The 24,655-nt window shown below is 72.6% G+C and carries 22 protein-coding genes and 1 riboswitch; of the genes, 10 read left to right on the top strand and 12 right to left on the bottom strand.

What is annotated here, in order from left to right; genetic code table 11:
- Window positions 1–80: 80 nt before the first annotated feature.
- Window positions 81–884 carry a histidinol-phosphatase gene (gene hisN, locus ACLJWH_RS09185; RefSeq protein WP_411141099.1) on the bottom strand — a complete coding sequence of 268 codons (804 nt, stop codon included), beginning with the start codon at window positions 882–884 and terminating at the stop codon, window positions 81–83.
- 189 nt (window positions 885–1,073) lie between these two features.
- Between hisN and ACLJWH_RS09180 the strand changes: the two genes are divergently transcribed.
- Window positions 1,074–1,886, top strand: a complete 813-nt coding sequence (locus ACLJWH_RS09180; RefSeq protein ID WP_411141098.1) for a TetR/AcrR family transcriptional regulator — start codon at window positions 1,074–1,076, stop codon at window positions 1,884–1,886.
- A 51-nt stretch (window positions 1,887–1,937) separates the two neighbouring features.
- On the opposite strand, the gene ACLJWH_RS09175 is transcribed toward ACLJWH_RS09180, so the two are convergent.
- The 4 genes from ACLJWH_RS09175 to ACLJWH_RS09160 all read right to left on the bottom strand — a co-directional run bounded on the left by ACLJWH_RS09175 (window position 1,938) and on the right by ACLJWH_RS09160 (window position 5,631).
- On the bottom strand, window positions 1,938–2,261 hold the full coding sequence (locus tag ACLJWH_RS09175) for a DMT family transporter (RefSeq protein ID WP_411141097.1): 324 nt from the start codon (window positions 2,259–2,261) through the stop codon (window positions 1,938–1,940).
- A 91-nt stretch (window positions 2,262–2,352) separates the two neighbouring features.
- Window positions 2,353–3,360, bottom strand: a complete 1,008-nt coding sequence (gene rsgA / locus ACLJWH_RS09170) for a ribosome small subunit-dependent GTPase A (protein ID WP_411141096.1) — start codon at window positions 3,358–3,360, stop codon at window positions 2,353–2,355.
- Between the two features lie 14 nt (window positions 3,361–3,374).
- Window positions 3,375–4,733: a 3-phosphoshikimate 1-carboxyvinyltransferase gene (gene aroA / locus ACLJWH_RS09165; protein ID WP_411141095.1), complete on the bottom strand. Its 1,359-nt coding sequence runs from the start codon at window positions 4,731–4,733 to the stop codon at window positions 3,375–3,377.
- Window positions 4,734–4,917: 184 nt separating this feature from the next.
- Complete coding sequence (locus ACLJWH_RS09160; protein ID WP_411141094.1) at window positions 4,918–5,631, bottom strand: M50 family metallopeptidase; 714 nt, start codon at window positions 5,629–5,631, stop codon at window positions 4,918–4,920.
- A 35-nt stretch (window positions 5,632–5,666) separates the two neighbouring features.
- Between ACLJWH_RS09160 and ACLJWH_RS09155 the strand changes: the two genes are divergently transcribed.
- Both ACLJWH_RS09155 and ACLJWH_RS09150 read left to right on the top strand, forming a co-directional pair.
- A complete protein-coding gene (locus ACLJWH_RS09155) occupies window positions 5,667–6,500 on the top strand; it encodes an SOS response-associated peptidase (RefSeq protein WP_411141093.1) in 834 nt (277 codons plus the stop codon).
- Between the two features lie 183 nt (window positions 6,501–6,683).
- Window positions 6,684–7,298: an alpha/beta family hydrolase gene (locus tag ACLJWH_RS09150; RefSeq protein WP_411141092.1), complete on the top strand. Its 615-nt coding sequence runs from the start codon at window positions 6,684–6,686 to the stop codon at window positions 7,296–7,298.
- Between the two features lie 30 nt (window positions 7,299–7,328).
- On the opposite strand, the gene ACLJWH_RS09145 is transcribed toward ACLJWH_RS09150, so the two are convergent.
- Entirely contained in the window at window positions 7,329–7,892 is a 564-nt protein-coding gene (locus ACLJWH_RS09145; RefSeq protein ID WP_411141361.1) for a helix-turn-helix domain-containing protein, read from the bottom strand.
- Between the two features lie 368 nt (window positions 7,893–8,260).
- Here ACLJWH_RS09145 and ACLJWH_RS09140 point away from each other — a divergent pair, with 368 nt between their 5' ends.
- From ACLJWH_RS09140 to def, 6 genes are all read left to right on the top strand, one after another.
- Entirely contained in the window at window positions 8,261–8,965 is a 705-nt protein-coding gene (locus ACLJWH_RS09140) for a sigma-70 family RNA polymerase sigma factor (protein ID WP_411141091.1), read from the top strand.
- On the top strand, window positions 8,962–9,369 hold the full coding sequence (gene rsrA, locus ACLJWH_RS09135) for a mycothiol system anti-sigma-R factor (protein ID WP_411141090.1): 408 nt from the start codon (window positions 8,962–8,964) through the stop codon (window positions 9,367–9,369). Before ACLJWH_RS09140 ends, rsrA begins: the two co-directional genes overlap by 4 nt.
- 161 nt (window positions 9,370–9,530) lie before the next feature.
- Window positions 9,531–11,078, top strand: coding sequence for an HD-GYP domain-containing protein (locus ACLJWH_RS09130; RefSeq protein WP_411141089.1), 1,548 nt, complete (start codon window positions 9,531–9,533; stop codon window positions 11,076–11,078).
- A 302-nt stretch (window positions 11,079–11,380) separates the two neighbouring features.
- The gene (locus ACLJWH_RS09125; RefSeq protein ID WP_411141360.1) at window positions 11,381–12,556 is read left to right on the top strand and encodes an HD-GYP domain-containing protein; all 1,176 of its coding nucleotides are present in this window, start codon (window positions 11,381–11,383) and stop codon (window positions 12,554–12,556) included.
- Window positions 12,557–13,067: 511 nt separating this feature from the next.
- Complete coding sequence (locus ACLJWH_RS09120; protein WP_411141088.1) at window positions 13,068–14,054, top strand: tetratricopeptide repeat protein; 987 nt, start codon at window positions 13,068–13,070, stop codon at window positions 14,052–14,054.
- Between the two features lie 57 nt (window positions 14,055–14,111).
- A complete protein-coding gene (gene def, locus ACLJWH_RS09115; protein WP_411141087.1) occupies window positions 14,112–14,753 on the top strand; it encodes a peptide deformylase in 642 nt (213 codons plus the stop codon).
- Window positions 14,754–14,836: 83 nt separating this feature from the next.
- On the opposite strand, the gene ACLJWH_RS09110 is transcribed toward def, so the two are convergent.
- The 3 genes from ACLJWH_RS09110 to ACLJWH_RS09100 all read right to left on the bottom strand — a co-directional run bounded on the left by ACLJWH_RS09110 (window position 14,837) and on the right by ACLJWH_RS09100 (window position 20,495).
- Entirely contained in the window at window positions 14,837–16,774 is a 1,938-nt protein-coding gene (locus ACLJWH_RS09110) for a transglycosylase domain-containing protein (RefSeq protein WP_411141086.1), read from the bottom strand.
- A gap of 173 nt (window positions 16,775–16,947) precedes the next feature.
- Complete coding sequence (locus tag ACLJWH_RS09105) at window positions 16,948–18,048, bottom strand: ribonucleotide-diphosphate reductase subunit beta (protein WP_411141359.1); 1,101 nt, start codon at window positions 18,046–18,048, stop codon at window positions 16,948–16,950.
- Window positions 18,048–20,495, bottom strand: coding sequence for a ribonucleoside-diphosphate reductase subunit alpha (locus ACLJWH_RS09100; RefSeq protein ID WP_411141085.1), 2,448 nt, complete (start codon window positions 20,493–20,495; stop codon window positions 18,048–18,050). The genes ACLJWH_RS09105 and ACLJWH_RS09100 overlap by 1 nt, the downstream gene beginning before the upstream one ends.
- 161 nt (window positions 20,496–20,656) lie before the next feature.
- A riboswitch (cobalamin riboswitch) is annotated at window positions 20,657–20,816 on the bottom strand.
- Between the two features lie 116 nt (window positions 20,817–20,932).
- On the opposite strand from ACLJWH_RS09100, the gene ACLJWH_RS09095 reads away from it, so the two are divergent.
- Complete coding sequence (locus ACLJWH_RS09095) at window positions 20,933–21,526, top strand: Uma2 family endonuclease (RefSeq protein ID WP_411141084.1); 594 nt, start codon at window positions 20,933–20,935, stop codon at window positions 21,524–21,526.
- Window positions 21,527–21,619: 93 nt separating this feature from the next.
- Here ACLJWH_RS09095 and mctP read toward each other — a convergent pair whose 3' ends face one another.
- The 3 genes from mctP to ACLJWH_RS09080 all read right to left on the bottom strand — a co-directional run bounded on the left by mctP (window position 21,620) and on the right by ACLJWH_RS09080 (window position 24,506).
- On the bottom strand, window positions 21,620–23,242 hold the full coding sequence (gene mctP / locus ACLJWH_RS09090) for a monocarboxylate uptake permease MctP (RefSeq protein WP_411141358.1): 1,623 nt from the start codon (window positions 23,240–23,242) through the stop codon (window positions 21,620–21,622).
- Window positions 23,243–23,298: 56 nt separating this feature from the next.
- A complete protein-coding gene (locus ACLJWH_RS09085) occupies window positions 23,299–23,559 on the bottom strand; it encodes a DUF3311 domain-containing protein (protein WP_411141083.1) in 261 nt (86 codons plus the stop codon).
- 185 nt (window positions 23,560–23,744) lie between these two features.
- Entirely contained in the window at window positions 23,745–24,506 is a 762-nt protein-coding gene (locus tag ACLJWH_RS09080) for a GntR family transcriptional regulator (protein ID WP_052860734.1), read from the bottom strand.
- Window positions 24,507–24,655 lie beyond the last annotated feature (149 nt).

Below are 24,655 nucleotides of genomic sequence, written 5' to 3'. Positions count from 1 at the left end.
TTTTATCGTCACACGCGGGTGCCGTGGTCACAAGGGGGCGGGGGCCCGGACAGTCGTCCGACATCCGCCCCCTTCGGGGGTCAGCGCCGGGCGTCGCCGACGTAGGCCAGCAGATCCTCGTGGAGCAGACCGTTGGAGGCCGCGGCGTTCCCGCTGTGCGGGCCCGGCTTGCCGTCCAGACCGGAGAAGCGGCCGCCGGCCTCCTGGACGACGACGGCGCAGGCCGCCATGTCCCACAGCGAGAGTTCCGGCTCCGCGCAGATGTCCACCGACCCCTCGGCGATCATCATGTACGGCCAGAAGTCGCCATAACCCCGGGTGCGCCAGCAGTCCCGGGTCAGATCGAGGAAGCTGGGCAGCTTGCCGCGCTCCTCCCAGCCGGTCAGCGAGGAGTAGGCGAACGACGCGTCCTGGATGCGGCCGACCTGCGAGACGCGCAGCCGGGAGGCGGAGCTCAGGCTCCGGCCAGTGAAGGCGCCCAGGCCCTCGGCGGCCCACCAGCGGCGGTTGAGCGCCGGCGCCGAGACGATGCCGACCACCGGGCGGTCGCCGCCCTCGCCGCGTTCCATCAGGGCGATCAGCGTGGCCCAGACCGGCACCCCGCGGACGTAGTTCTTCGTACCGTCGATCGGATCGATGATCCAGCGGCGCGGACCGGAGCCCTCGCTCCCGAACTCCTCGCCGAGCACCGCATCGCGCGGCCTGGCCCGCTGGAGATGGCCACGGATCAGCTCCTCGGCGGTTTTGTCCGCCTCGCTCACCGGCGTCATGTCCGGCTTGGTCTCGACCTTGAGGTCGAGCGCCTTGAACCGCTCCATGGTCGCGGCGTCCGCGGCGTCCGCGAGGACATGGCCGAGACGAAGATCATCGTGATAGTCGGGCATGTGCGAAGAGTATCGACTGGTTATACGCAGGAGCCACATACGACTCCGTTCGGCACGGCGGCCACAGGACGCACAGCGCGCCGGCCCGCGCGCCCGGAACCGCCCCGCGAAGGCTCTTGACAGTCCCCGGCACCGCGTCAATTCTGTGCGCACACCGGCCACATGGGCGGGCCGGGGAGGAGGCGACGGATGCCCGCAGCGCGTGAATCCCTGCTGGACGCCGCCTATACGGCGCTGACCACCCGGGCGTGGGGCACCATCCGGATGGCCGAGGTCGCGGCCGCGGCCGGGGTCTCCCGGCAGACCCTCTACAACGAGTTCGGCAGCAAGGAAGGGCTGGCCCGCGCCCTGGTGCGCCGGGAGACCGACAACTATCTGGCGGGCGTCGCACGGGCGTTGGCCCGAGAGGGGCGGACGGTCACCGGGCCGTCGGCTGACGCGGCGGGCCGGGTGGCGGCCGCGGCCGCCTGGACGCTGCGCACCGCACGCGCCAATCCGCTGGTCCGGGCCGCCCTGACCGGCTGCTGGAGCGACCGGCTGCCCACCCCGCACGGGGCGGCGGGCCCGGCCCCCGTCCGGGCCGCGCGGACCGGCGCGCCCGCCCGGCGGGCCGCGGGCACCGGCGACGGACCGCTGCCGGGCCCCGCCGAACTGGTCGGCGGATTCTGCGCGCAGGCGGTGGCGGCGCTGGAGCCGGACTGGCCCGCGGAGGAACTGCCTGCCCTCGGCACCGCCTGCGAGACCGCCGCGCGGCTGACGCTCTCGTGCGTGCTCGCCCCGGCGGGTCCCGTCGCGCTCGCGGGGCCGCCCGCCGGCCCGGAGGCGGTGCCCGGCCCTGGCCGGGTGGCGGAGACCGCCGGGGGAGCGGTGCCGCAGCGGCGGCGGGAGGCCGAGACGGAGACGGTGTCGCGGCTGGTGCGCGGTGCGTTCGCCCGGCTGCCGGGCGAACAGCGGCGGCCGGCCGGGGCGCCGGGACCGCACCGCGGCGGCCGGGGCCGGTGACGGCCGGCCGCGCCACGCGGGCCCGGACCGGTCAGCGGTGCCGCAGCGGGCTCAGTGCGCCGATCCGGACAGCTGGAGTCCGACGACGCCGATGATGACGAAGCTGATGGAGACGATCTTGAGGGTGGAGACCACATCGCCGAGGAAGACCATGCCGTAGAGCGCCGTACCGGCCGCGCCGATACCGGTCCAGACCGCGTACGCCGGGCCGACGTCCAGTTTCCGGAGCGCCAGCGTCAGCAGGCCGAAGCTGGCGAGGGCGAAGGACGCGAAGGCGACGGTCGGCCACAGGCGGGTGAAGCCGTGGGACAGCTTGAGACAGACCGCGAAGCCGGTCTCCAGGATCCCCGCCACCACGACCAGCAGCCACGCCATGTCCCATTGCCTCCGTCAGCTCGGTGACTGCTTCGCCAGCCTTGGTGTGATTATGCATTTACCTCGGACGGACGGCAGCAGACTTCGGCGATCAGTCGCCCTCGCGCCGTTCCCGGGTGGCGAGCAGACGGCGCAGTGAGTAGAGGCGGGCCGGGTCGGCGTGACCGTCGGCCACCCACTGGTCCAGCGCGCAGTCCGGTTCGTCGTGGCTACAGGCGCGCGGGCAGCCCTCGGTGCCCGGCAGCAGATCGGGGAAGGCGAGCACGACCCGCGACGGATCGACGTGGTGCAGTCCGAAGGACCGGACGCCCGGGGTGTCGATGACCCAGCCGGAGTCGCCGGGCAGCGGGAGCGCCAGCGCGGAGGTGGTGGTGTGCCGGCCGCGGCCGGTGACCGCGTTGACGTGGCCGGTCGCCCGGTTGCGGTCCGGGACCAGGGCGTTGACCAGGGTCGTCTTTCCGACGCCGGAGTGGCCGACGAAGGCCGTCATACGGCCCGTCAGATGGGCCCTGACCCGCTCGGCGGCGCCGCCGTCGGCCAGTTCGTCGCGGTTGGTGACCACGTACGGGACGCCCAGCGCACCGTAGGAGTCCAGCAGCGGGCCGGCGGGGGCCAGATCGGACTTGGTCAGCACCAGCAGCGGTTCGAGACCCGCGTCATAGGCGGCGACCAGGCAGCGGTCGATGAGGCGGGGGCGCGGTTCGGGGTCGGCGAGCGCGGTGACGATCGCGAGCTGGTCGGCGTTGGCGACCACGACCCGCTCGAAGGGGTCGTCGTCATCGGCCGTACGGCGCAGGGTGGAGGTGCGCGGCTCGACCCGGATGATCCGCGCGAGGGTGTCCTTGGCGCCGGTCAGATCGCCGACCACGGAGACCCGGTCGCCGACCACCGCGCTCTTGCGGCCCAGCTCGCGGGCCTTCATCGCGGTGACCGTACGGCCCTCGATCAGGCAGGTCAGACGGCCCCGGTCGACGGTCAGGACCAGGCCCTCGACGGCGTTCTCGTGCTTGGGGCGGATGGAGGTGCGGGGACGGTTGCCCTTGGGGTTGGGGCGGACACGGATGTCGTCCTCGTCGGGGTTCTTGCCGTAGCGGCGCATGGCGGCGGTAACTCTCAGACGCTCCGGGCGGGGGCCGGATCGAGCATGTCCGTCCACATCGCGGGGAAGTCGGGCAGGGTCTTGGCGGTGGTCGCGACGTTCTCCACCTGCACGCCGGGGACGGCGAGGCCGATGACCGCGGCGGCGGTGGCCAGCCGGTGGTCGTCGTAGGTGTGGAAGATCCCGCCGTGCAGCGGGCGCGGCCGGATGTGCAGGCCGTCCGCGGTCTCGGTGACATCGCCGCCGAGCTCGCCCAGCTCCTTGGTGAGCGCGGCCAGCCGGTCGGTCTCGTGCAGCCGCAGATGGGCGACGCCGCGCAGCGTGGAGGGGGAGTCCGCGAGGGCGGCGACGGCGGCGATGCCCGGGGTCAGCTCGCCGACCTCGCTCAGGTCGACGTCGATGCCGTGGATCCGGCCGGTGCCGGTGAAGGTCAGGCCGTCCTCGGTCAGCTCGCAGGAACCGCCCATGGTGGTGAAGATCTCGCGCAGCGCGTCGCCGGGCTGCGTGGTGTGCGCGGGCCAGTCGGGAATGGTGACCCGGCCGCCGGTGACCAGCGCCGCGGCCAGGAACGGCTGGGCGTTGGAGAGGTCCGGCTCCACGACCAGATCGCGGCCCAGCAGCGCGCCGGGGGTGACCCGCCAGACGTTCGGCTCGCCGCCGGACTCCGGGGCGTCCACCTGGGCGCCGACGCTGCGCAGCATGTCGACGGTCATCCGGATGTGCGGCAGGGACGGCAGCGCGGAACCGGTGTGCCGTACCTCGACGCCCTGGTTGAAGCGCGGCGCGGACAGCAGCAGGGCGCTGACGAACTGCGAGGACGAGGAGGCGTCGATCTCGACCGGGCCGCCGTCCAGAGCGCCGCCGCCGTGCACCGTCAGGGGGAGCGCGCCGCGGCTGTCGTCGTCGATCCGGGCCCCGAGGGCGCGCAGCGCGTCGATGACGCCGCCCAGCGGACGCTCGTAGGACCGCGGGTCGCCGTCGAACCGGACCGGGCCGTCGGCGAGCGCCGCGACCGGCGGGAGGAAGCGCATGACCGTGCCGGCGTTGCCGACGTCGATGGTGGCCGGGCCGTGCAGCCCCGCGGGAATCACCCGCCACGCCTCACCGCCGCCGCCCTGCGCCGTGGCGCCCGCGGAACTGGAGGAGGCGGTCTCCTCGATGCCGACGCCCAGCGTGCGCAGCGCCTCGGCCATCAGGAGGGTGTCGCGCGAGCGCAGCGGGCGGCGCAGCCAGCCGGGCTCGGAGGAGAGGGCGGCCAGTACCAGGCCGCGGTTGGTGACCGATTTCGAGCCGGGCACGGTGACGGTGGCGTCGACCGCCCCGGGTGCGAGGGGGGCGGGCCACAGGGCGGGAAGTGCGGGGCTCTCGGTCATGTCCCTCACTTTAATGGCTGGGCAAGGGGCCCGATCTTGATCAAAAGCGGTGCAACCTGTACGAAACATGGCACTGATAGTGCGCTCGCCCACCGGGGGCGCGGAGATACGGGATACGTACGGGCTACCGGGCGCGCGGACGTACGGGACCGCATACGCCGCCGTTCGGGACACCGGCCGCCGGTCAGACGCCGAGCAGCCAGCGCCCGCCGCCTATCAGGGAGCAGAGCGTCACCACATGGAAGAGGCCGAGCCAGACGGCCGCCGGGACGTTCGTGAGGCGGGCCAGCTGGTCCGGGTCGGAGTCCACCGCGCCGCCGCGCCGCCGTTTGCCCGTCAGCTCGAACGGCGGCCGGACACCGCCCAGCAGCAGGAACCACACCACGGCGTACGCGAACGCCGCCTGGACGTCCGGTGCCGTGAGCCAGGAGACGAGGAGGAACGCGGCCCCGGCCAGCACGACGGTGAGCACGCCGTAGGCGTTGCGGATCATGACCAGCATCGCGAGGAGCAGCGCGGTGGCGCCCCACAGCAGCGCCGTGATGTGCCCCGAGGCCAGCAGCGCGGCGCCCCCCAGGCCCAGCAGGGACGGTGCGGTGTAGCCGGCCGCGGCGGTCAGTATCATCCCGGGCCCGGTCGGCCTGCCACGGGAGACGGTCAGTCCGGAGGTGTCCGAGTGGAGCCGGATGCCGTCCAGGCGGCGGCCGGTGAGCAGCGCGACCAGCCCGTGCCCGCCCTCGTGCGCGATGGTGACGGCGTTGCGCGACAGCCGCCAGGCGGTGTGCGGGACGACGGCGGCCAGCGCCAGCACCGCGGTGACGATCACCAGCCAGAACGACGGATCGGGCTGCGTCCCGAAGACTCGGCTCCATACGTCGGTGATGTGGTCGGTGTCCATGTCTCCCCTTCGTGTGGCATGGCAGTGTGGCATGCATGTGCGGTAGGTATGCAGCGAGTCGCAGCCCCGAGGACCTGGTGGGACTTTTCGGGGTGCAGCGGTGGGAGCCGACGGAGACCCTGGCACCCGACTGGAACATCGCCCCGACGAAGAACGTGCACGCGGTGCTCGAACGTCCCCTGAAGGGCGCGGCGGCCGCGGAATTTCCGCCGGGCCGTCCGGTGCGCCAGCTACGGGCGCTGAAGTGGGGGCTGGTCCCGTCGTGGTCGGCGTCGCCCGACGGCGCGGCGAAGATGATCAACGCGCGGTCCGAGACGGTGCACGAGAAGCCGTCCTTCCGGCAGGCGTTCGCGGCCCGCCGCTGTCTGCTCCCCGGTGACGGCTATTTCGAGTGGGTCACCGACGCCGCCGAACGGCAGCTGGAGGAGCAGGGCAAGAAGAAGCGGAGCCGCAAGCAGCCGTACTTCGTGACGCCCGCCGACGGCTCCGTGATGGCGATGGCCGGACTGTACGAGTTCTGGCGGGACCGCACGCTGCCCGGCGACCACCCGCAGGCGTGGTGGGCGACCTGCACCGTCCTGACCACCGAGGCCGAGACCACGCCGCTGGCCGGGTCCACCGGCGGCCCCGGCCCGCGGTCGCTGTCCGAGATCCACCCCCGGATGCCGCTGGTGCTGCCGCCGGACCGCTGGGACGCCTGGCTCGACCCGGCGCACAGCGACCCCGATGAGCTGCGCGCGCTGCTGGCGCCGCCGCCGGCCGGGCTGATGCGCGCCTATCCCGTCCCGACGGACGTCAGCAACGTCCGCAACAACGGGCCCGAGCTGCTCAAGGAGCTGGACGGGCCGGAGGTCGGCACGCTGTTCTGACCGGCACACGGCACGACGCGGTACGGGCCACGCCGCCGTACCGGCACGTCGCGGTACGGGGCAGGTTGCAGGATGGGAGCCATGAGCGCAGGAAGCACAGGGAACCCAGGAAGCACAGGAAACCTGGGAAGCACAGGGAACACAGGCAGCACACCGAGCCCGGCGGCGTCCGGGACCGAGACGGTGGAGACACCGGCCGGTGCGGCCCGGATCACCTGGCACCGGGCCGGGGCGCCGCGGGCCGTACTGGCGGTGAGCCACGGCGCGGGCGGCGGTATCGAGGCCCGGGACCTGCGGGCCCTGGCCGCCGCGCTGCCGGCCCGCGGCTACACCGTCGCACTGGTCGAGCAGCCGTGGCGGGTGGCCGGCAAGAAGGTGGCGCCCGCGCCGAAGACCCTGGACACCGGATGGACCGCGCTGTGGCCCGCGCTGGCGAAGCCGGGGCTGCCGGTGGTCGCGGGCGGCCGCAGCGCCGGCGCCCGGGTGGCGTGCCGGACGGCGCGGGAGCTGGGCGCGCACGCCGTCCTGGCGCTCGCCTTCCCGCTGCATCCGCCGGGCAGGCCGGAGAAGTCGCGGGCGGACGAGCTGACCGGCGCCGGGGTGCCGACGCTGGTCGTCCAGGGCGCCCGCGACCCGTTCGGCCGTCCCGGGGAGTTCCCGCCGGGGACGGAGCTCACCGAGGTGGCGTACGGCGACCACGGATTCGCGGTGCCGAAGTCGGCGGGCGTCACCGAGGCGGCGTCGATGGCCACGCTCACCGACGCGGTGGCCGGCTGGCTGGACGGGCTCTTCGGCTGACGGCGGGCGCCGCCGCGGCGCGGCGGGCGCTCAGCCGGCCCGGTGGCGCGGCCCGGCGCGGACATGCATCCGTTCACCCTGGCGGCCGAAGAGGCTGATCAGTTCCACCGGCTGCCGGCCGGCGGGCCCGAACCAGTGCGGCAGCCGGGTGTCGAACTCCGCGGCCTCCCCGGCCCGCAGCTCCACATCGCGGTCGGCCACCAGCAGCCGCAGCCGCCCGGACAGGACGTACAGCCACTCGTAGCCCTCGTGCGTACGCGGTTCCGGCGGGCCGGTGACCGGCTCCATGACGAGCTTGAACGCCTGGAGGGCACCCGGTTGGCGGGTCAGTGGCAGAACGGTCAGGCCGTCGTGGTTCCGGGGCGTCGCCCGCACCCGCGGATCGCCCACCTCCGGGGCCCCCACCAGCTCGTCCAGCGGCACCTGATGGGCGTGTGCCAGCGGCAGCAGCAGCTCCAGGGTGGCCTTGCGGCCGCCCGACTCCAGCCGCGAGAGCGTGCTCACCGAGATACCGGTGGACGCCGCGAGCGCGGCCAGCGTCACGCCCCGCTCCTGCCGCAGCCGCCGCAGGCCGGGCCCCACATCGGACAGCATCCGTGCGTAGTCGTTGTCGATCACCTCTCCATTGCCGAACCCGCAAGGCGGTGTGTCAAGCCGCACGGTCCGCGCGGGGCACACCGGCTCCGGGGCCGCAAGCGCCGCACGGGCCGTACGGAAGCGGGAATGAGCCACGGGGCCCGGCTGTTGTGCCAGGCGTAGGAACGAGTACGTCCGGCGAAGCATGAGGATGGGGAGTACGCCGCATGGGAACCGCTTGCCTGGCCCGACGGGCCGCCGACCTGCCGTGGTCACCGACGGAGGTCCCGCAGCACGCCCTGGCTGGAGCGGCGGGGGCAGTAGATCGTCGTCTATTCTCCGATTCGAGTGGATCCGCATCCGGATCCGTCACGGCGTTGGAGGAGGTGGGTCCGGTCACTGGGACCGACGCAGGGACCGACGGCACGGCTGAGGAGAGTCATGCGAGCCGGAAGGAGAGCGACGCCGAGCGCAACGCGCGCTTCGAGCGGGACGCGCTCACCTTCCTGGACCAGATGTACTCCGCCGCGCTGCGCATGACGCGCAATCCGGCCGACGCGGAGGACCTGGTGCAGGAGACGTACGCGAAGGCGTACGCGTCCTTCCACCAGTTCCGGGAGGGCACGAACCTCAAGGCGTGGCTCTACCGCATCCTCACGAACACGTTCATCAACTCCTACCGCAAGAAGCAGCGCGAGCCGCAGCGCAGTGCCGCCGAGGAGATCGAGGACTGGCAGCTGGCGCGCGCCGAGTCGCACATGTCGACGGGTCTGCGCTCCGCCGAGTCGCAGGCGCTCGACCATCTGCCCGACTCGGATGTGAAGGCCGCGCTCCAGGCGATTCCCGAAGAGTTCCGTATCGCGGTCTATCTCGCGGATGTCGAGGGCTTTGCGTACAAGGAGATCGCGGACATCATGGGGACACCTATCGGCACGGTGATGTCCCGTCTGCACCGCGGCCGGCGCCAACTGCGCGGCATGCTGGAGGACTACGCCCGTGAGCGCGGGCTGGTCCCGGCCGGTGCGGGGGCTGCGAACGCGCAGGCCGCGCAGGCGTCGGGGTCGCACGACCGGAAAGGCTCGGGATCATGAGCTGCGGAGACCCGCACGACAAAGACTGTTCAGAGGTCCTTGATCACCTCTACGAGTATCTCGACCGCGAGATGCCCGCGGGGGAGAGCGAGAAGTTCCAGGTGCACATCGACGAATGCTCGCCGTGCCTGGCGACGTACGGCCTGGAACAGGCCGTCAAGAAGCTCGTCAAGCGGTGCTGCGGCCATGACGACGTCCCCTCCGACCTGCGCTCCAAGGTCATGGGCCGGATCGAACTGATCCAGGCCGGCGAAGCGGTGCCCGAGGCGGGCGTGCTCGACCAGGCCGCCCGTGAACAGGCGCAGCGGGAGCGGGCGGCGGGCGCCGCGGACTCCGGCTCCACCGCGCCCTGCGCCGGCGGCGACTCGGGCGATGCACGCCCCGAGGCCGCCCGCGCCGAATAAGGCGGCACGTCACCCTAAGGGGTGAGGGGCGAGGTGATTCGTCCCGCCCGATCCGCTGATGTACCTTCTCCGGCGCCTCAGCCCCTCTATTCTCACCGAACTCACACGTGTCACGGATGCGGACGCGTGGGACGAGCGGTGGGCACGGGGGAGGAGGCGCGATGCGGGAACTTCCGGCGGCCGCGCGGGGGTACATCGCAGGCGCGGCCCTGGCCGCGGCGCTGTGCGCGGCCCCCGCGATACGGCTCGGCGCCGAAGCCCCCTGGACCACCGCTCTGGTACTGGTCCCCCTGTACGGACTGTGCGGGCAGGTCCGGCGCTGTGAGCTGACGGGCTGTCATTTTCCGTTCACCGCAGGCTCGTTCCTCCCCGTCCTGCTGACCGCGGTCTTTCTGCTGCCCCCGCCGCTCGCCGCCCTGGTGGCGGTCCCGGGAGCGCTGCTCGCTCCGGTCGAGGAGCGGTCGGCCGCCGCCCGCAAGATCTGGCACGCCGCCGAGCTCGCGCTGGCGACCTGCGCGGCCGCCCACGTCTTCCGGGCCGTCGGCCACCAGCCGCTGTCCGCGCCGCAGTTCCCCCTCCTGCTGCTGCCCGCGGCGGCGGCCGCCGGTACCTTCAGCGCGGTGCTCGCGGTGCTGGACGGCGGGGTGCTGATCGCCGCCGAGCGGCACCCGGCGCGCACCGCCTGGCGCGGGCTGCTGCCCCGCTCTCTGGGGCCGCATCTGGTCCACGGACTCGCCGGGCTGATGATGGCGGTGCTCTGGCACAGTTCGTACGGGCCGCTCGCGGCGCTGCTGGTGCTGCTGCCGATGCACATCTCCTGCTGGGTCTTCGCCCAGTACCACCGCGAACGCGCCGCCCACCAGGCCACCGTCCGCGCCCTCGTCCAGGCCGTGGACATCAAGGACCGCTACACCCGCGGACACAGTGAGCGGGTCGGCCGCGCCTCGGTGATGATCGGCCGGGAGCTGGGCCTGGCCGAGGACCGGCTGGAGGTGCTGCGCATCGCCGGCGTCCTGCACGACGTGGGCAAACTCGGCGTCCCCACCCGGCTGTTGCGCAAGGACGGGCCGCTGACGCCGCAGGAGCGCGGCGCCGTCGAGCTGCATCCCGAGTACGGGCACGAGATCGTCCGCGGGATCGGCTTCCTCGGCGAGGCGCGCGCCGCGATCCTGCACCACCACGAGCGGGTGGACGGCCGCGGCTACCCGCACGGCCTGTCCGGAGCGCAGATCCCGGAGCTGGCCCGGGTGGTCGCGGTGGCGGACGCCTTCGACGCGATGACCTCCACCCGCTGCTACCGGCGGGCCCGCCCGGTGGCGGCCGCGCTGGCGGAACTGCGCAGCTGCGCCGGGGCGCAGTTCGACCCGCGGATGGTCCGGGCGCTGGCCGCGTCGCTGGAGCGGCACGGCTGGCACCCGGACCCGGTACCGCCGGCGGAGGCCGGGGCGGGCGTGGCCGGGGACGCGGCGGTGCGCGGTGCCGTGGTGCCCGTCTGCGCGGCGGCGCAGGCGCAGGCGGGCGCCGCGCCGGGCGGCAGGGGAAACGTCCCGCCTCGGCGGCCGGAGGCGGCGCCGGAGAGCACGGGGACCCGGCCGGGCGATGACACCGGCGGGCGGTCGGGCCGTACGGGCCACGCGGCGGCCGGACCGGCGGGCCGCGGCGGGCGGCCCGGCCCCGCCGGACGGGCCCGGCGGGACGGTGCCGGGTGAGCGGCGGACCGGGGGAGCCCGCCGGGGCGTGGCCACCGGGGGACGGGCGGCCCGTACGGGATGCGCGCCGCCGGGGTGCGCGAGGTGAGCGGGAAGCGGAGCGGAGCACGGCGGCCGGGCGCGCGGACGGCCGGGCGCCGGGTGGGCGCGGTGGCGGCGGCCGGGCGGCGGACGCCCCCGGTGGGGGGCACGGGACCGGCCCCGGTACGTCGGGCCGCCGCGGCGCCGCCGTCGTCGCCGGTGTCCACACGGCGGCCGCGGCGCTCGTCTGCTGGGGGCTCGCCCGCACGCTCCGCGACGGCCTGGCGCAGCCCGGGGCCGCGCTGGCCTTCGGGCTGCTGATCGCGGTGGGGGAGGTGCTGCGCCGGGGGCCCGTACGGACGGCCGCGCCCGGCCGGGGATCCGGCGAGCGGGCGAGCGCGCCGCTCGGGGCGGCCGGCGCGCTCGCGTACGCGCTGCTCGGGGCGGCCGGCGGCCGGCCGACGACGCACGGGGTGGCGCAGACCGTGGCGGTGGTCGCGGCGGCCTGCCTCGCCGGGCTCGTCCCGCGGGTGGCCGGCGGCCGGGGCGCGGCCGCCGACGATCTCGTACGCCGCGTCCTGACCGCCGGTTTCGCCGCCGCCTGCTTCCAACCCCTCTACAACAGCGGCACCTTGACCGGCCGGCCGGCGGACGGCCCCGCCTGTCCGCTCTTCATGGTCACGGTGCTCGCGCTCACCGCGCTCTGCGACGCGGTGCTGGCCGCCGCGCTCACCCACGCCCGTACCGGCCGGCCGTACGGGCCGCTGCTGCGCGACGAGTTGCGGGCGCTGCGGGGCATCGGCTCCGCCATCTGCGCCACCGGGGTGGTCATCTCGCTCGGCACCGCTGTCGCCGGGCTGTGGGCGCTGCCGGTGTTCTGTCTGCCGCTGCTGCTCACCCAGTTCGCCTTCCGCAGGTACGCCGCCGTACGGGCCACCTACCGCCAGACCATCGCCTCGCTCGCCCGCGCCACCGAGATCGCCGGCTACACCCGGCCGGGCCACGCCGGCCGGGTGGCCCGGCTCAGCCGGGCGGTCGGGCGGGAACTGGGCCTGGGCGCGGTGGACTTGGACGTGCTCGAATACGCCGCCCTGATGCACGACATCGGGCAGCTCTCGCTCCTGGACCCGGTGCCGGCCGGTGCCACCGCGCCGCTGGCGCCCGCGGAACAGCGCCGCATCGCGCTGCTGGGCGGCGCCGTGGTGCGGCAGACCGGGGTGCCGGAGGCGGTCGCGGTGATCGTCGAACGGCAGGCGGACCCGTTCCGGGACCAGCCGGTCACGGCGCGCATCGTCCGTACGGTCAACGCCTACGACGATCTGGCGGGGGAGTCCGCCGGACCCGGGGGCCCGTCGCGCGCCCTGGAGCGGCTGCGGCGCGCCACCGCGCGGGAGTACGAGCCTCGGGTCGTCGAGGCGCTCGCCCGCGTCCTGGCGCGCGGCGGCCGTACGGTGTGAGACGGGACGGAGAGCGCGTGCGGCGGGGCCGGAGGCGGGCGGAGCGCGGGTGTTCGCGCGACGCGGAACGGGAATACCGCCCTCCGGACGGTGGTCGGCACCCCGCCGGGAGGCCGCGCCCGCGCCGCACTCCCTCAGGTGCCGTACCCGTCGCCCCGGGCCCTCGCGGGCGGCACCGCGAGGCCGGGGAAGCGGCTCAGCAGCAGGTCCGGGGCGCCCCGGACCGCGCCGTGCCCCCGGGCACCCCCGGGTGGCGCGCGGCGGCCCGTCTCACATGGTGGAACCGATGGGTAATGAGCGCCCGCCGAGACGGGCATGGTTGGATGCGAAGGAAGCCCCTCCCAAGGGGGTTCAGGGGGGCGGCGGAGGGCAAGGAGCCGCACAGGGGCGCAGTTACATGCTGACCCCGGCGGCAATCTGTGGCAGGTTGTCGAGTGAGCCCCCAAGACGGCCCCGGGCACCGCTCGGGACACCTTCGCAGCGGCATCGAGAACAACAGCAGGCGGGAATCGTGAGGATCTTCGGCAAGGTACGGCACCGGCCCTCCGCCTCGTGGCGGCAGGCGACCGACCGCGCTTTCACGCTGATCGGCGACGGCCGTTACGACGACGCGGGCGCACTGCTGACCCGCGCCGCCGATATGGAGCCGTGGCTGTCGGAGTCCTGGTTCAATCTCGCGCTGCTGCACAAGTTCCGGCACGACTGGGAGCAGGCACGGGCCGCCGGGCTGCGCGCGGTCGCGCTGCTGGACCGCGAGTCCGGGGCGCCCGACTGGTGGAATGTCGGCATCGCCGCCACCGCCCTCCAGGACTGGCCGCTGGCCCGCCGGGCCTGGCAGGCGTACGGCCTCAGGGTCCCCGGCGAGGGGGCGCCGTCCGGCGAACCGGCCGGGATGGCCCTGGGCAGCGCCGCCGTCCGGCTCTCGCCCGAGGGCGAGGCCGAGGTGGTCTGGGGCCGCCGGCTGGACCCGGCCCGGATCGAGGTGCTGTCCATCCCGCTGCCGTCCTCCGGGCGGCGCTGGGGCGAGGTGGTGCTGCACGACGGCGTCCCGAACGGCGAGCGGATCACCGCGGCCGGGCCCTCGTACCCGGTGTTCGACGAGATCGAGCTGTGGGCGCCCTCCCCCGTCCCCACCTGGGTGGTGCTGCTGGAGGCGGCCACCGAGGCCGACCGGGACGCCCTGGAGCGGCTGGCGGCCGACGCCGGCTTCGCCGCCGAGGACTGGTCGTCGTCGGTGCGGCTGCTGTGCCGTACGTGCTCGGAGAGCCGGATGCCCAGCGACGAGGGCGACGGCGAGCACCTGGATCCGCACGACCACAGCGAGCCGGGCCACCCCGGGCCGCTCGGGCACCGTACGGCCGGTTCCGGCTCGCTGTGGCTCCCGGAGCGCGAGTGCGGGATCGCGGCGCCCGCCGCCCTGGTACGCGGCCTGCTGGACGGCTGGGTCGCGGACAGCCCGGACAGCAGGGAGTGGCGGGACCTCGAAGAGGTCTGCTGAGCGTCCCCGTACTCTGTACGGGACTCATCAGGGATTTCAGGAAGGTGTACGGCGGAGATGGCTCAGCAGCCTGTGTTTGACCGAGACGGTGAACAGCGCGAGGACGAGTTCATCGACGACACGACGGACGCGGCACAGCGCGAGGCCGCCTACCGCGAGCGCGGCACCTCGCGGCCGCTCACGGTCGTCGGCCATCCGGCGCTCCACAAGGAGTGCAAGGACGTCACGGAGTTCGGTGACGAGCTGGCACAGCTCATCGACGACATGTTCGCCAGCCTGCGGACGGCCGAGGGCGTGGGCCTGGCCGCGAACCAGATCGGCGTGGACCTGAAGGTCTTCGTGTACGACTGCCCGGACGACGAGGGTGTCCGGCACACCGGCGTGCTCTGCAACCCCGTCCTGGACGAGCTGCCGCCCGAGCGCCGGATCCTGGACGACTCCAACGAGGGCTGCCTGTCGGTGCCCGGCGCCTACGCCCCGCTGGCCCGCCCCGACTACGCCGTGGTGCGCGGCCAGGACCCGCAGGGAAACCCGGTCGCGATCGAGGGCACCGGTTACTTCGCGCGCTGCCTCCAGCACGAGACCGATCACCTCTACGGCTACCTCTACATCGACCGGCTCTCCAAGCGTGACCGCAAGGACGCGCTCCGGCAGATGGCCGAGGGCGAGCCGCGCTACCCGGTCGTCGCCAACGCCTGACCGGCACCGCACGCGCGACGCCGCCGGGCCCGGACTCCGCCGGGCGCGGCGGCGTCGCGCTGTCGTGGGTGCGGTTCAGGAGCTCAGGAGGTGCCCTGGTAGGCGGCCCAGATCTGGGGCGGAATGGACGTGCCCAGCTCGGTCTCGGGACCGCCCACGCCCTGCATGGGCAGCAGCTGGGGCGCTCCCGGCTTGTTGCGGAACATGGTGATGGCGGTGGTCGGTTCGCCGGCGGCGGCCGCACCGCTGTTGGGGCTGGGGGTGCCGATGAACCACGCCGACTTCTGCCGGTCGCCGGGCAGGGTGGCGCCCGCCGCTACCGGCTTCTCGGCCGGCGCCACGCCCGAGGCCGGGCGCCCGGCCGCATCGTCCGCCGCATCCTGGGCAGCGCCGGACGTGCGGCCCGTCATGAGCCAGCCCAGCGACTCCAGCGCCCCGGCCATCTGCTGGGCCTGGTAGAGCGTGAGGACCTCCTTGGGCGCCGGGCGGGTGAAACCGTCCACCGGCTCGCCGTCGAGGGTCATTCTGGTCACCGCGTACGGCTCGGCGTGCCGCCCCTCGTTGGCGAAGGTGCCGTACGCGTTCGCCATCCGGATCGCGCTGGGGGCCGAGGTGCCGAGCGGGAAGGTCTGCTCCAGGGGGGCCATGCTCTCCTTGCGCAGCCCCGTGGCCACCGCCATGTCCCGGATCTTCTCCAGCCCGAGGCTCTTCCCGGCCTGGACGAACGGCTGGCTCTGGGAGTTCAGCAGCGCCCCGCGCAGCGTCCCGAAACGGCGGTCCGCGGCCGTCATCAGCGAGGGCCCGTCGCCCCGCTCGCCCAACTCCTGTGCGGCGGCCGCCAGGACGAACGCTTTGAACGCGGAACCGGCCGGGACGGCGGAGGTGTCCGCGTTGTTGACGAAGTGCTTGGTCGCGTCGGCGCCGCCGTAGAGGGCCAGGATCGCACCGTCCTCGGGCCGCACGGACGCCGCGCCGAACTCCACGAAGGTGTCGGCGGCGCGCTGCTTCGGGTCGATCGTCTTCTTGCGGACATCGGTGACGGCCTTTTCCAGCCGGCGGGTACGCGCTTTGTCGAAGGTGGTGTAAATGCGATAGCCGCCGCGCAGCAGGTCCTTGTCGGTCAGACCGGTGGCGCTCTTGATGAACTTGTTGGCGACATCGATGAGATAGCCGGTCTGGCCGGCCTGGCTGGTCGGCTTGGCCAGGGCGCGCGGCTCCGGGAACTCCCGGTACGTCGCCCGTTCCGCCTCGGTCATCCGGCCGGTCTCCACCTCCCGGTCGAGTATCCACTTCCAACGCGCCTCGGCCCGCTCGTGGTTGGCCTTGTTCAGACCCGGGTCGTACAACTCCGAGCCCTTCAACAGGGCGGCCAGCAAGGCACCCTGGCTGGCGTTCAGCTCCTTCACGTCGACGCCGTAGTACGCGTGCGCGGCCGCCTGGATACCGTACGAATCGCGGCCGAACCAGCTGGTGTTGAGATATCCCCGCAGGATTTCCTTCTTGTCCCGGTGATTGCTCAGTTTCAGCGCGATGAAGAATTCTTTGACCTTGCGGGTGACCGTCTGGTCCTGCGAGAGATAGGTGTTCTTCACGAACTGCTGGGTGATGGTGGAACCGCCCTGGGCGTCCTCGCCGGAGACCATGTTCACCACGGCGCGGGCGATGCCCTTGAGGGAGACGCCGGAGTCGCTGTAGAACGTCTCGTTCTCCGCGGCGATCACGGCGCGCTGGACGGATTCCGGCACCCGGTCGAGGGGGACGTTCTGCCGGTTGACGGCGCCGACGCTCACCATCTGGCTGCCGTCCGCCCAGTAATAGACCGTCGCCTCCTTCCGTGCGAGGGCGTTCTCGCCCGGTATGTCGACGTTGGCGTAGATGACGCCGAACGCCGCCGCGAGGGCGAGGACCCCGCATGCGAAGAGCCCGAGCCACTGTCTCCATGACGGCAGCCAGCGGCGCGGGCCCTCCCGTCCCCGACGTGGATAGTCAATGAACCGACGACGCCCCTTCGTGCCTTTCATGCCCACCTAGATGTGGCGGGAGAGGCTCCGGTTGCCGCCTGACCGAATGGTCGGCTTTGGGGGCGGCCGGGTGAAGAGGCGTCGCAGCGTGCGGTGTTGGGGATTCCGGGGTGGTGGGGAGTGTGCCGGGAGGGGGCTCCCGGCACACTCCCCGCACGTCTCCCGGGGTGGCCCTAGAACTCGTCGTCGAAGGAGACCGAGCCCTCGACGGCGGTCTGGTAGGCCGAGGCCCGGCGCTCGAAGAAGTTGGTCAGCTCCTGGACGTTCTGGAGCTCCATGAAGGAGAACGGGTTCTGCGAACCGTAGACCGGCGCGAAGCCCAGCCGCTGGAGCCGCTGGTCGGCGACGCACTGGAGGTACTCACGCATCGACTCGGTGTTCATGCCCGGCAGGCCCTCGCCGCACAGGTCCCGGCCGAACTGGAGCTCCGCCTCGACGGCTTCCTTGAGCATGTCCGTGACCTGCTGCTCCAGCGCCTCGTCGAAGAGGTCGGGCTCCTCGGCGCGCACCGTGTCGACCACCTCGAACGCGAAGTTCATGTGCATCGTCTCGTCGCGGAACACCCAGTTGGTGCCGGTCGCCAGGCCGTGCAGCAGACCGCGCGAACGGAACCAGTAGACGTAGGCGAAGGCCCCGTAGAAGAAGAGCCCCTCGATGCAGGCCGCGAAGCAGATGAGGTTGAGCAGGAAGCGCCGGCGGTCCGCCTTCGACTCCAGCTGGTCGATCTTCTCGACCCCCCCTTCCCCGTCCAGGGCGGCCATCCACTTGAAGCAGAACTGCGCCTTCTCCCGGATGGACGGGATGTTCTCCACGGCCGCGAAGGCGGCGGCGCGGTCGTCCGGGTCGGGGAGGTAGGTGTCCAGCAGCGTCAGATAGAACTGGACGTGCACGGCCTCCTCGAAGAGCTGCCGGGACAGATACAGCCGCGCCTCGGGGGAGTTGATGTGCTTGTAGAGCGTCAGCACCAGGTTGTTCGCCACGATCGAGTCACCGGTCGCGAAGAACGCCACCAGCCGGCCGATCATGTGCTGCTCACCCGGTGAGAGCTTGGCCAGGTCGGCCACGTCGGAGTGGAGGTCCACCTCCTCCACGGTCCAGGTGTTCTTGATCGCGTCGCGGTAGCGGTCGTAGAAGTCCGGGTACCGCATGGGGCGCAGCGTCAGCTCGAAGCCCGGGTCGAGAAGGTTCTTGGTACCGGTCGCGGCCCCGTTACCAGCGGCGACGGGGGCGGCGGGGGCCGGGACGGCGGTGTGGTCGGGGGAGGGGTGGGACATTACTGGCATGCCTCGCAGGACTCGGGGTTTTCCAGGGAGCAGGCGACGGCCTCGGGGTCGGTGGCCTGCTGCGGAACGGGGACGGTCGGGGCGGCGGTGGCGGCGGCGGTGCCACGCGCCGACTGGGCGATCCGGGTCGCCGGACGCGAGCGCAGGTAGTACGTCGTCTTGATGCCGCGCTTCCACGCGTAGGCGTACATCGAGCTGAGCTTGCCGATGGTCGGCGACGCCATGAAGAGGTTCAGCGACTGGCTCTGGTCCAGATAGGGCGTACGGGCCGCGGCCATGTCGATCAGGGCGCGCTGCGGGATCTCCCAGGCGGTCCGGTACCGCGCCCGGATCTCCTCGGGGATCCACCCGAGGTCCTGTACCGAGCCGTTGGCCTCGCGCAGCGCGTCACGGGTGCGCGCGTCCCACATGCCGAGCGCCTTGAGCTCCTCGATCAGATAGGTGTTGACCTGGAGGAACTCGCCGGACAGCGTCTCGCGCTTGAAGAGGTTGGAGACCTGCGGCTCGATGCACTCGTAGACGCCCGCGATGGAGGCGATGGTGGCGGTCGGCGCGATGGCCAGGAGGAGCGAGTTGCGCATCCCGGTCGCCGCGACCCTGGTCCGCAACGCGGCCCAGCGGTCCGCCCAGCGGGGCTCGGCGTCGGGGTAGTGGTCGGGGTGCAGCACACCGCGCGCGGTGCGGGTCGCGGACCACGCCGGGTGCGGGCCGTGCCGCTCGGCGAGGTCGGCGGACGCCTCGTACGCGGCGAGCATGATGCGCTCGGAGATCCGCGTCGACAGCTCCCGCGCCTCGGGCGAGTCGAAGGGCAGCCGCAGCCGGAAGAAGACGTCCTGGAGGCCCATCAGGCCCAGCCCGACCGGGCGCCAGCGGGAGTTGGACGCGCCGGCCTGCTCGGTCGGGTAGAAGTTGATGTCCACGACGCGGTCGAGGAAGGTGACGGCGGTGCGGACGGTCGCGTCCAGCCGCGCCCAGTCCATCTCACCGTCCTCGCCCAGGTGGGCCGCCAGGTTCACGGAGCCCAGGTTGCAGACGGCCGTCTCCCCGTCGTCCGTCACCTCCAGGATCTCGGTGCACAGGTTGGACGAGTGGACGACCTTGCCGGGCTCGGCGGTCTGGTTGGCGGTGCGGTTGGCGGCGTCCTTGAACGTCATCCAGCCGTTGCCGGTCTGCGCCAGGGTGCGCATCATGCGGGAGTACAGCAGCCGGGCGGGGATCTGCTTGAGCGCCTTGCCCTCGGCCTCGGCCCTGCGGTACGCGGCGTCGAACTCGTCGCCCCACAGGTCCACCAGCTCCGGCACGTCGGACGGCGAGAACAGCGACCAGTCGGCGTCCGCCTCGACCCGGCGCATGAACTCGTCCGGGATCCAGTGCGCGATGTTCAGGTTGTGCGTACGGCGGGCCTCCTCACCGGTGTTGTCGCGCAGCTCCAGGAACTCCTCGATGTCGGCGTGCCAGGTCTCCAGGTAGACACAGGCGGCACCCTTGCGCCGGCCGCCCTGGTTCACCGCGGCCACCGAGGCGTCCAGGGTGCGCAGGAACGGCACGATGCCGTTGGAGTGCCCGTTGGTGCCGCGGATCAGCGACCCGCGGGCGCGGATCCGGGAGTACGAGAGGCCGATACCGCCGGCGTGCTTGGAGAGCCGGGCGACCTGGTGGTAGCGGTCGTAGATCGAGTCGAGCTCGTCCAGCGGCGAGTCCAGCAGATAGCAGGAGGACATCTGCGGGTGGCGGGTGCCGGAGTTGAAGAGGGTGGGGGAGGAGGGGAGGTAGGAGAGCGAGCTGGTGAGGCGGTACAGCTCGGCGACATCGTCCAGCGCGGCCACGGAGTCGTTCTCCGCGAGACCGCAGGCCACCCGCAGCAGGAAGTGCTGGGGGGTCTCGATGACCTGCCGGGTGGTGGGGTGGCGCAGGAGATAGCGGGAGTGCAGGGTGCGCAGCCCGAAGTAGCCGAACCGGTCGTCGGCGCCGTCGGCCAGGGCCGCGTCGACCAGCGCGTCCAAGCGGGCCGCGTGGGTCCGCACGAACGCGGCGGTCGCGTCGGCGATCAGGCCCTCGCGGTGGCCGGTGTCGACCGAGGCGGAGAAGGAGACGGCGCCCTGGCCCGCGGCCTCCTCCGCGATGGCGAGGGTGAGCAGGCGCGCGGCGAGCTTGGAGTACTGCGGCTCGTCGCCGATCAGTCCGGCCGCCGCGTCGATGGCCAGTGACCGCAGCTCGGCCTCGTCGGAGCCGGGGTGCCGGCCGCGCAGCGCGGCGGCGGCCACCTTGCCGGGGTCGGTCGCGGTCAGGTCCTCGGTCAGCTCGGTCAGGGTGCGCAGCAGGGCGACCCCCGGACCGTCCTCGCCCGCTCCGGTGCGGCCGGCGGGGACGCCGAGCGTGGTCACCGCGGGCTGTCCGACCTCGGCGTCTGACGCGGGCTCCGTTGGCGCGATGGTCACGTGGTGCTCTCCCTCACTCGGCGGGGGCCAGGAGGGGCGGGGCGCGACGGGCGCACGCGGGCGTGCGGCACCCCGGTACGGTTCGGGGTGCGCGGGCACACCGCGCGGCGTCCACCGGCCCAACCCGCGAGGCCCGGACGTATCAACGCCCGCACCGACGGCGGCGCGGACGTACCGTCGGCAGGTCCTCGGACTCACGGGCGCGCGAAGGGGCCGAATGGCCATATATGCGCGCTCATACACCGTTGCGGGACAGTTCCGGATTCCCACCGGATTTCCCTGCGGCGACAGCGAGGACGAGCATACATGTGGGGGTGGCCCCTCGCGCGCACCCCCACATGTAGTGAGTCGTCAGTGATGGAGCGGTATCTGTCAGTGCTCGCCGCTATGGTTGATTTCAGGTTTCTTGCTACGTCTGACAGCGAGGAGAAGGCCCCATGGCCGCGCTCACCGACCGGCCGCACATCACGCTCACCGAGCACTTCGAAGAGGCCGCCCGGATACTCGCCCGCCGAGAGGAAGGCGCGCGGCTGGAGTTCGTCGACGGGCGGATCCGGAGCAGATCCCTGCCGGACGGGGACCACGGGCGGATCGTCGAGTGGCTGACGCGGCGCTGCCTCCGCTCACGCCCTGAGCTGTGGCTCCACCCGGGCCAGGGACTCAGGGTGCAGGCGCACCGCGGCGGCCGTGCCCGCCCGGACGGCTCGCTCGCGTCCAGCGAGGCGTTCGTCGGCCAGGGCGAATGGGCCGATCCCGACCCGGTGCTGATGGTGGTCGAGGTCGCCTCCTGCGACTCCGACTCCGGCACCGACCAGCACGACCGGGTGGAGAAGCCCCGCGCGTACGCGGAGACCGGTATCCCGTTGTACCTGCTGATCGACCGTCAAGCCTGTCAGGTGACTCTTTACAGCGAGCCCGACGGTAGCCGCTACGAGGACGTGCACACCGTCCCGTTCGGCAGGGCGCTCCGCCTGCCGGACCCGGTGGGCATCATGCTCGAAACCGAGGCGCTCAAGGACTGGGTGGGCTGAGCGCGCGCATGGCGCGCCGCGCCCCGGCACACCGACGGGCCGCCGCGCCCCGAGGGGACGCGACGGCCCGTTGACCGCGTGCGAGCCGCCGGCTCAGTGCCCGGCCGGGGAACTCACCGTGGCCGGGGGCAGATCGGGGGTGACGCCCTTGTCGCCGACGTCCGCGGTGTAGTCGGCGGGGCTGGTCTCGTCGACGCCGTCCGGGGCCTTCAGGGCCCGCAGGACGACCGTCAGCACGACCGTCACCAGGACGTTCAGCACGAACGCGGTGAGGCCGATGTAGCCGATCTGGCCGATACCGGGGATCTCCTTGCTGGAGCCGCCGAAGTGCGCCTGGGTGGGGCTGGCCACGCCGTACGCCGCGAGGGTGCCGTAGAGCATGCCGGCCGCCCAGCCGGCCAGCAGCGCCCAGCGGTGGAACCAGCGGGTGAACAGGCCGCCGACCAGCGCCGGCATGGTCTGGAGGATCCAGATGCCGCCCAGCAGCTGGAAGTTGATCGCCACGGTCTTGTCCATGGTCAGGACGAAGATCAGCGCGCCCACCTTCACCAGCAGGGAGACCAGTTTGGCGACCTTGTGCTCCTGCGCCGCCGTGGCGTCGGGCTTGAGGAAGTCCTTGTAGACGTTACGGGTGAAGAGATTGGCGGCGGCGATCGACATGATGGCCGCGGGCACCAGCGCGCCGATGCCGATGGCCGCGAACGCGACGCCGGCGAACCAGCTCGGGAACATGTCCGCGAACAGCTGCGGGATGGCCAGCTGCGGATTGCCCTGGATGTCCGTACCGGCCTTGATCGCCATGAAGCCGAGCAGCGCCAGGAAGCCCAGCATCAGGGAGTACAGGGGCAGGATGGTGGTGTTGCGGCGGATCACCTCGCGGCTGCGCGAGGAGAGCGTCGCGGTGATCGAGTGCGGGTACATGAAGAGCGCCAGCGCCGAGCCGAGCGCCAGCGTGGCGTACGCCCACTGGCTGCCGGCGCCGCTCACCAGCTCGCCGCGCGGTTTGCCGGTCGGCCCCGGCTGTGCGAACGCCTTCCCGGCCGCATCGAAGATCGCGTCGAAACCGCCCAGCTTGATCGGGATGTAGATGATCGCCACCGCGATGACGAGGTAGATCAGCCCGTCCTTGACGAACGCGATCAGCGCGGGTGCCCGCAGCCCCGAGGAGTAGGTGTAGGCGGCCAGCACGGCGAACGCGATCAGCAGCGGCAGGTCCTTGACGAACCAGCCGGTGTGCTCGCCGCCGCCGACGCCCAGCACGTCCAGGACGGCCTGGATGCCGACAAGTTGGAGCGCGATGTACGGCATCGTGGCCAGGATGCCGGTGAGCGCGACGGCCAGCGACAGGCCCTTGGAGCCGAAGCGGCCGCGTACGAAGTCGGAGGTGGTGACGTAGCCGTGCCGGTGCGACACCGACCAGAGCCGGGGCAGGAAGGTGAAGATGAGGGGGTAGACGAGGATCGTGTACGGGACGGCGAAGAAGCCGGCCGCGCCCGCCGCGTAGATCGCCGCCGGGACGGCGACGAAGGTGTACGCGGTGTAGAGGTCGCCGCCGAGCAGGAACCAGGTCACCCAGGTGCCGAAGCTGCGGCCGCCCAGGCCCCATTCGTCGAGGTTCGCGGACTGTTCGGCCTTGCGCCAGCGGGCGGCCAGGAAGCCCATGACCGTCACGGCCACGAAGAAGAACACGAAGACGGCGAGTGCGACGCCGTTCACGCCCTTGGCCGCGGCGGCGGCCAGCTCACCGGGCCCGGTTGGAGGGAGCGCCACGGTCACTTGGCCGCACCGCCCTTGCGGGCGCGCTGCTCACGCAGCACGAGCCGGTACGCGAGCAGCGTCAGCGCGGTCGAGATCAGTACCCAGAGCATCTGGTACCAGTAGAAGAACGGGACCCCGATGAGGGTCGGCTCGACCTTGGCGTACGAACTCACCCACAGCATCGCCACGAACGGAGCGATCAGGCATACGGCGGCCACCACACGTGTGGGGGTGACGACCGGTCCGGTATCCGGTGATTCGGCTGGCTCTGGCATGGTGACGGCTCCGTCCCTGGCGATCTCCTGTGTGATCGGCTAGGAAATCTATGGCAGGGGCGTGGCACACGTCACTAGCTGTCCGCATATCAGTACGGAAACGGCGCCGTTCCCGGTGGCGGCGCCGTTGCCGCGTCGGTGGCGGCGGGACCCCGGCCGGGAAACCGCCGCCGTCCGTGGGCCGTTCAGTCGGTGGGGCGGCGCAGCCGGGCGACGAACTTGTAGCGGTCGCCGCGGTAGACCGAGCGCACCCACTCCACCGGCTGCCCCTGGGCGTCGACGGAGTGCCGGGAGAGCATCAGCATCGGCAGCCCGACGTCGGTGCCCAGCAGACCGGCCTCGCGCGGGGTGGCGAGCGAGGTCTCGATGGTCTCCTCGGCCTCGGCGAGCCGTACGTCGTAGACCTCGGCGAGCGCGGTGTAGAGGGAGGTGTACTTGACGAGGTTGCGGCGCAGCGCCGGAAACCGTTTGGCCGAAAGATGGGTGATCTCGATCGCCATCGGTTCGCCGCTGGCCAGCCGCAGCCGCTCGATGCGCAGCACCCGGCCGCCGGCGGTGATGTCCAGCAGCCCGGCCAGCCGGTCGTCGGCGGTGACGTAGCCGATGTCCAGCAGCTGCGAGGCGGGTTCCAGGCCCTGGGCGCGCATGTCCTCGGTGTAGGAGGTCAGTTGCAGCGCCTGGGAGACCTTGGGCTTGGCGACGAAGGTGCCCTTGCCCTGGATGCGCTCCAGGCGGCCCTCGACGACCAGCTCCTGAAGGGCCTGCCGCACCGTCGTGCGGGAGGTGTCGAACTCCGCGGCGAGGGTGCGCTCGGGCGGGACCGGGGTGCCGGGTGGCAGGGTCTCGGTGATCTCCAGCAAGTGCCGCTTGAGGCGGTAGTACTTGGGCACGCGGGCGGTCCGCGCGCCGCTGCCGCCGTTCTCGGCACTGCCCCCGTCGGTCTCCATGACCCGCCTCTCCGACTCCTGACGCGCTGCCGTCACCGGCTCCTCCGTACGTAGCGGCTCACATCGTGGCACGGCCGCGACTCCCGTGTTCACCTGCTGGTCCCGGCCTGCCAGATGTCGGTCCGGTAACGGACCTGACAGCGACTCTT

It is taken from the genome of Streptomyces sp. x-80 (genome assembly GCF_046549095.1).
GTDB classification, from domain to species: domain Bacteria; phylum Actinomycetota; class Actinomycetes; order Streptomycetales; family Streptomycetaceae; genus Streptomyces; species Streptomyces celluloflavus.
This window is presented reverse-complemented; position numbering and strand designations above follow the sequence as displayed.

What these genes read in the sequence shown, in the direction of transcription:
- hisN (WP_411141099.1), bottom strand. Translation starts at nt 884, where the DNA reads ATGCCCGACTATCACGATGATCTTCGTCTCGGCCATGTCCTCGCGGAC.
- ACLJWH_RS09180 (WP_411141098.1), top strand. Translation starts at nt 1,074, where the DNA reads ATGCCCGCAGCGCGTGAATCCCTGCTGGACGCCGCCTATACGGCGCTG.
- ACLJWH_RS09175 (WP_411141097.1), bottom strand. Translation starts at nt 2,261, where the DNA reads ATGGCGTGGCTGCTGGTCGTGGTGGCGGGGATCCTGGAGACCGGCTTC.
- rsgA (WP_411141096.1), bottom strand. Translation starts at nt 3,360, where the DNA reads ATGCGCCGCTACGGCAAGAACCCCGACGAGGACGACATCCGTGTCCGC.
- aroA (WP_411141095.1), bottom strand. Translation starts at nt 4,733, where the DNA reads ATGACCGAGAGCCCCGCACTTCCCGCCCTGTGGCCCGCCCCCCTCGCA.
- ACLJWH_RS09160 (WP_411141094.1), bottom strand. Translation starts at nt 5,631, where the DNA reads ATGGACACCGACCACATCACCGACGTATGGAGCCGAGTCTTCGGGACG.
- ACLJWH_RS09155 (WP_411141093.1), top strand. Translation starts at nt 5,667, where the DNA reads ATGTGCGGTAGGTATGCAGCGAGTCGCAGCCCCGAGGACCTGGTGGGA.
- ACLJWH_RS09145 (WP_411141361.1), bottom strand. Translation starts at nt 7,892, where the DNA reads ATGCTGTCCGATGTGGGGCCCGGCCTGCGGCGGCTGCGGCAGGAGCGG.
- rsrA (WP_411141090.1), top strand. Translation starts at nt 8,962, where the DNA reads ATGAGCTGCGGAGACCCGCACGACAAAGACTGTTCAGAGGTCCTTGAT.
- ACLJWH_RS09130 (WP_411141089.1), top strand. Translation starts at nt 9,531, where the DNA reads ATGCGGGAACTTCCGGCGGCCGCGCGGGGGTACATCGCAGGCGCGGCC.
- def (WP_411141087.1), top strand. Translation starts at nt 14,112, where the DNA reads ATGGCTCAGCAGCCTGTGTTTGACCGAGACGGTGAACAGCGCGAGGAC.
- ACLJWH_RS09110 (WP_411141086.1), bottom strand. Translation starts at nt 16,774, where the DNA reads ATGAAAGGCACGAAGGGGCGTCGTCGGTTCATTGACTATCCACGTCGG.
- ACLJWH_RS09105 (WP_411141359.1), bottom strand. Translation starts at nt 18,048, where the DNA reads ATGTCCCACCCCTCCCCCGACCACACCGCCGTCCCGGCCCCCGCCGCC.
- ACLJWH_RS09095 (WP_411141084.1), top strand. Translation starts at nt 20,933, where the DNA reads ATGGCCGCGCTCACCGACCGGCCGCACATCACGCTCACCGAGCACTTC.
- ACLJWH_RS09085 (WP_411141083.1), bottom strand. Translation starts at nt 23,559, where the DNA reads ATGCCAGAGCCAGCCGAATCACCGGATACCGGACCGGTCGTCACCCCC.
- ACLJWH_RS09080 (WP_052860734.1), bottom strand. Translation starts at nt 24,506, where the DNA reads ATGGAGACCGACGGGGGCAGTGCCGAGAACGGCGGCAGCGGCGCGCGG.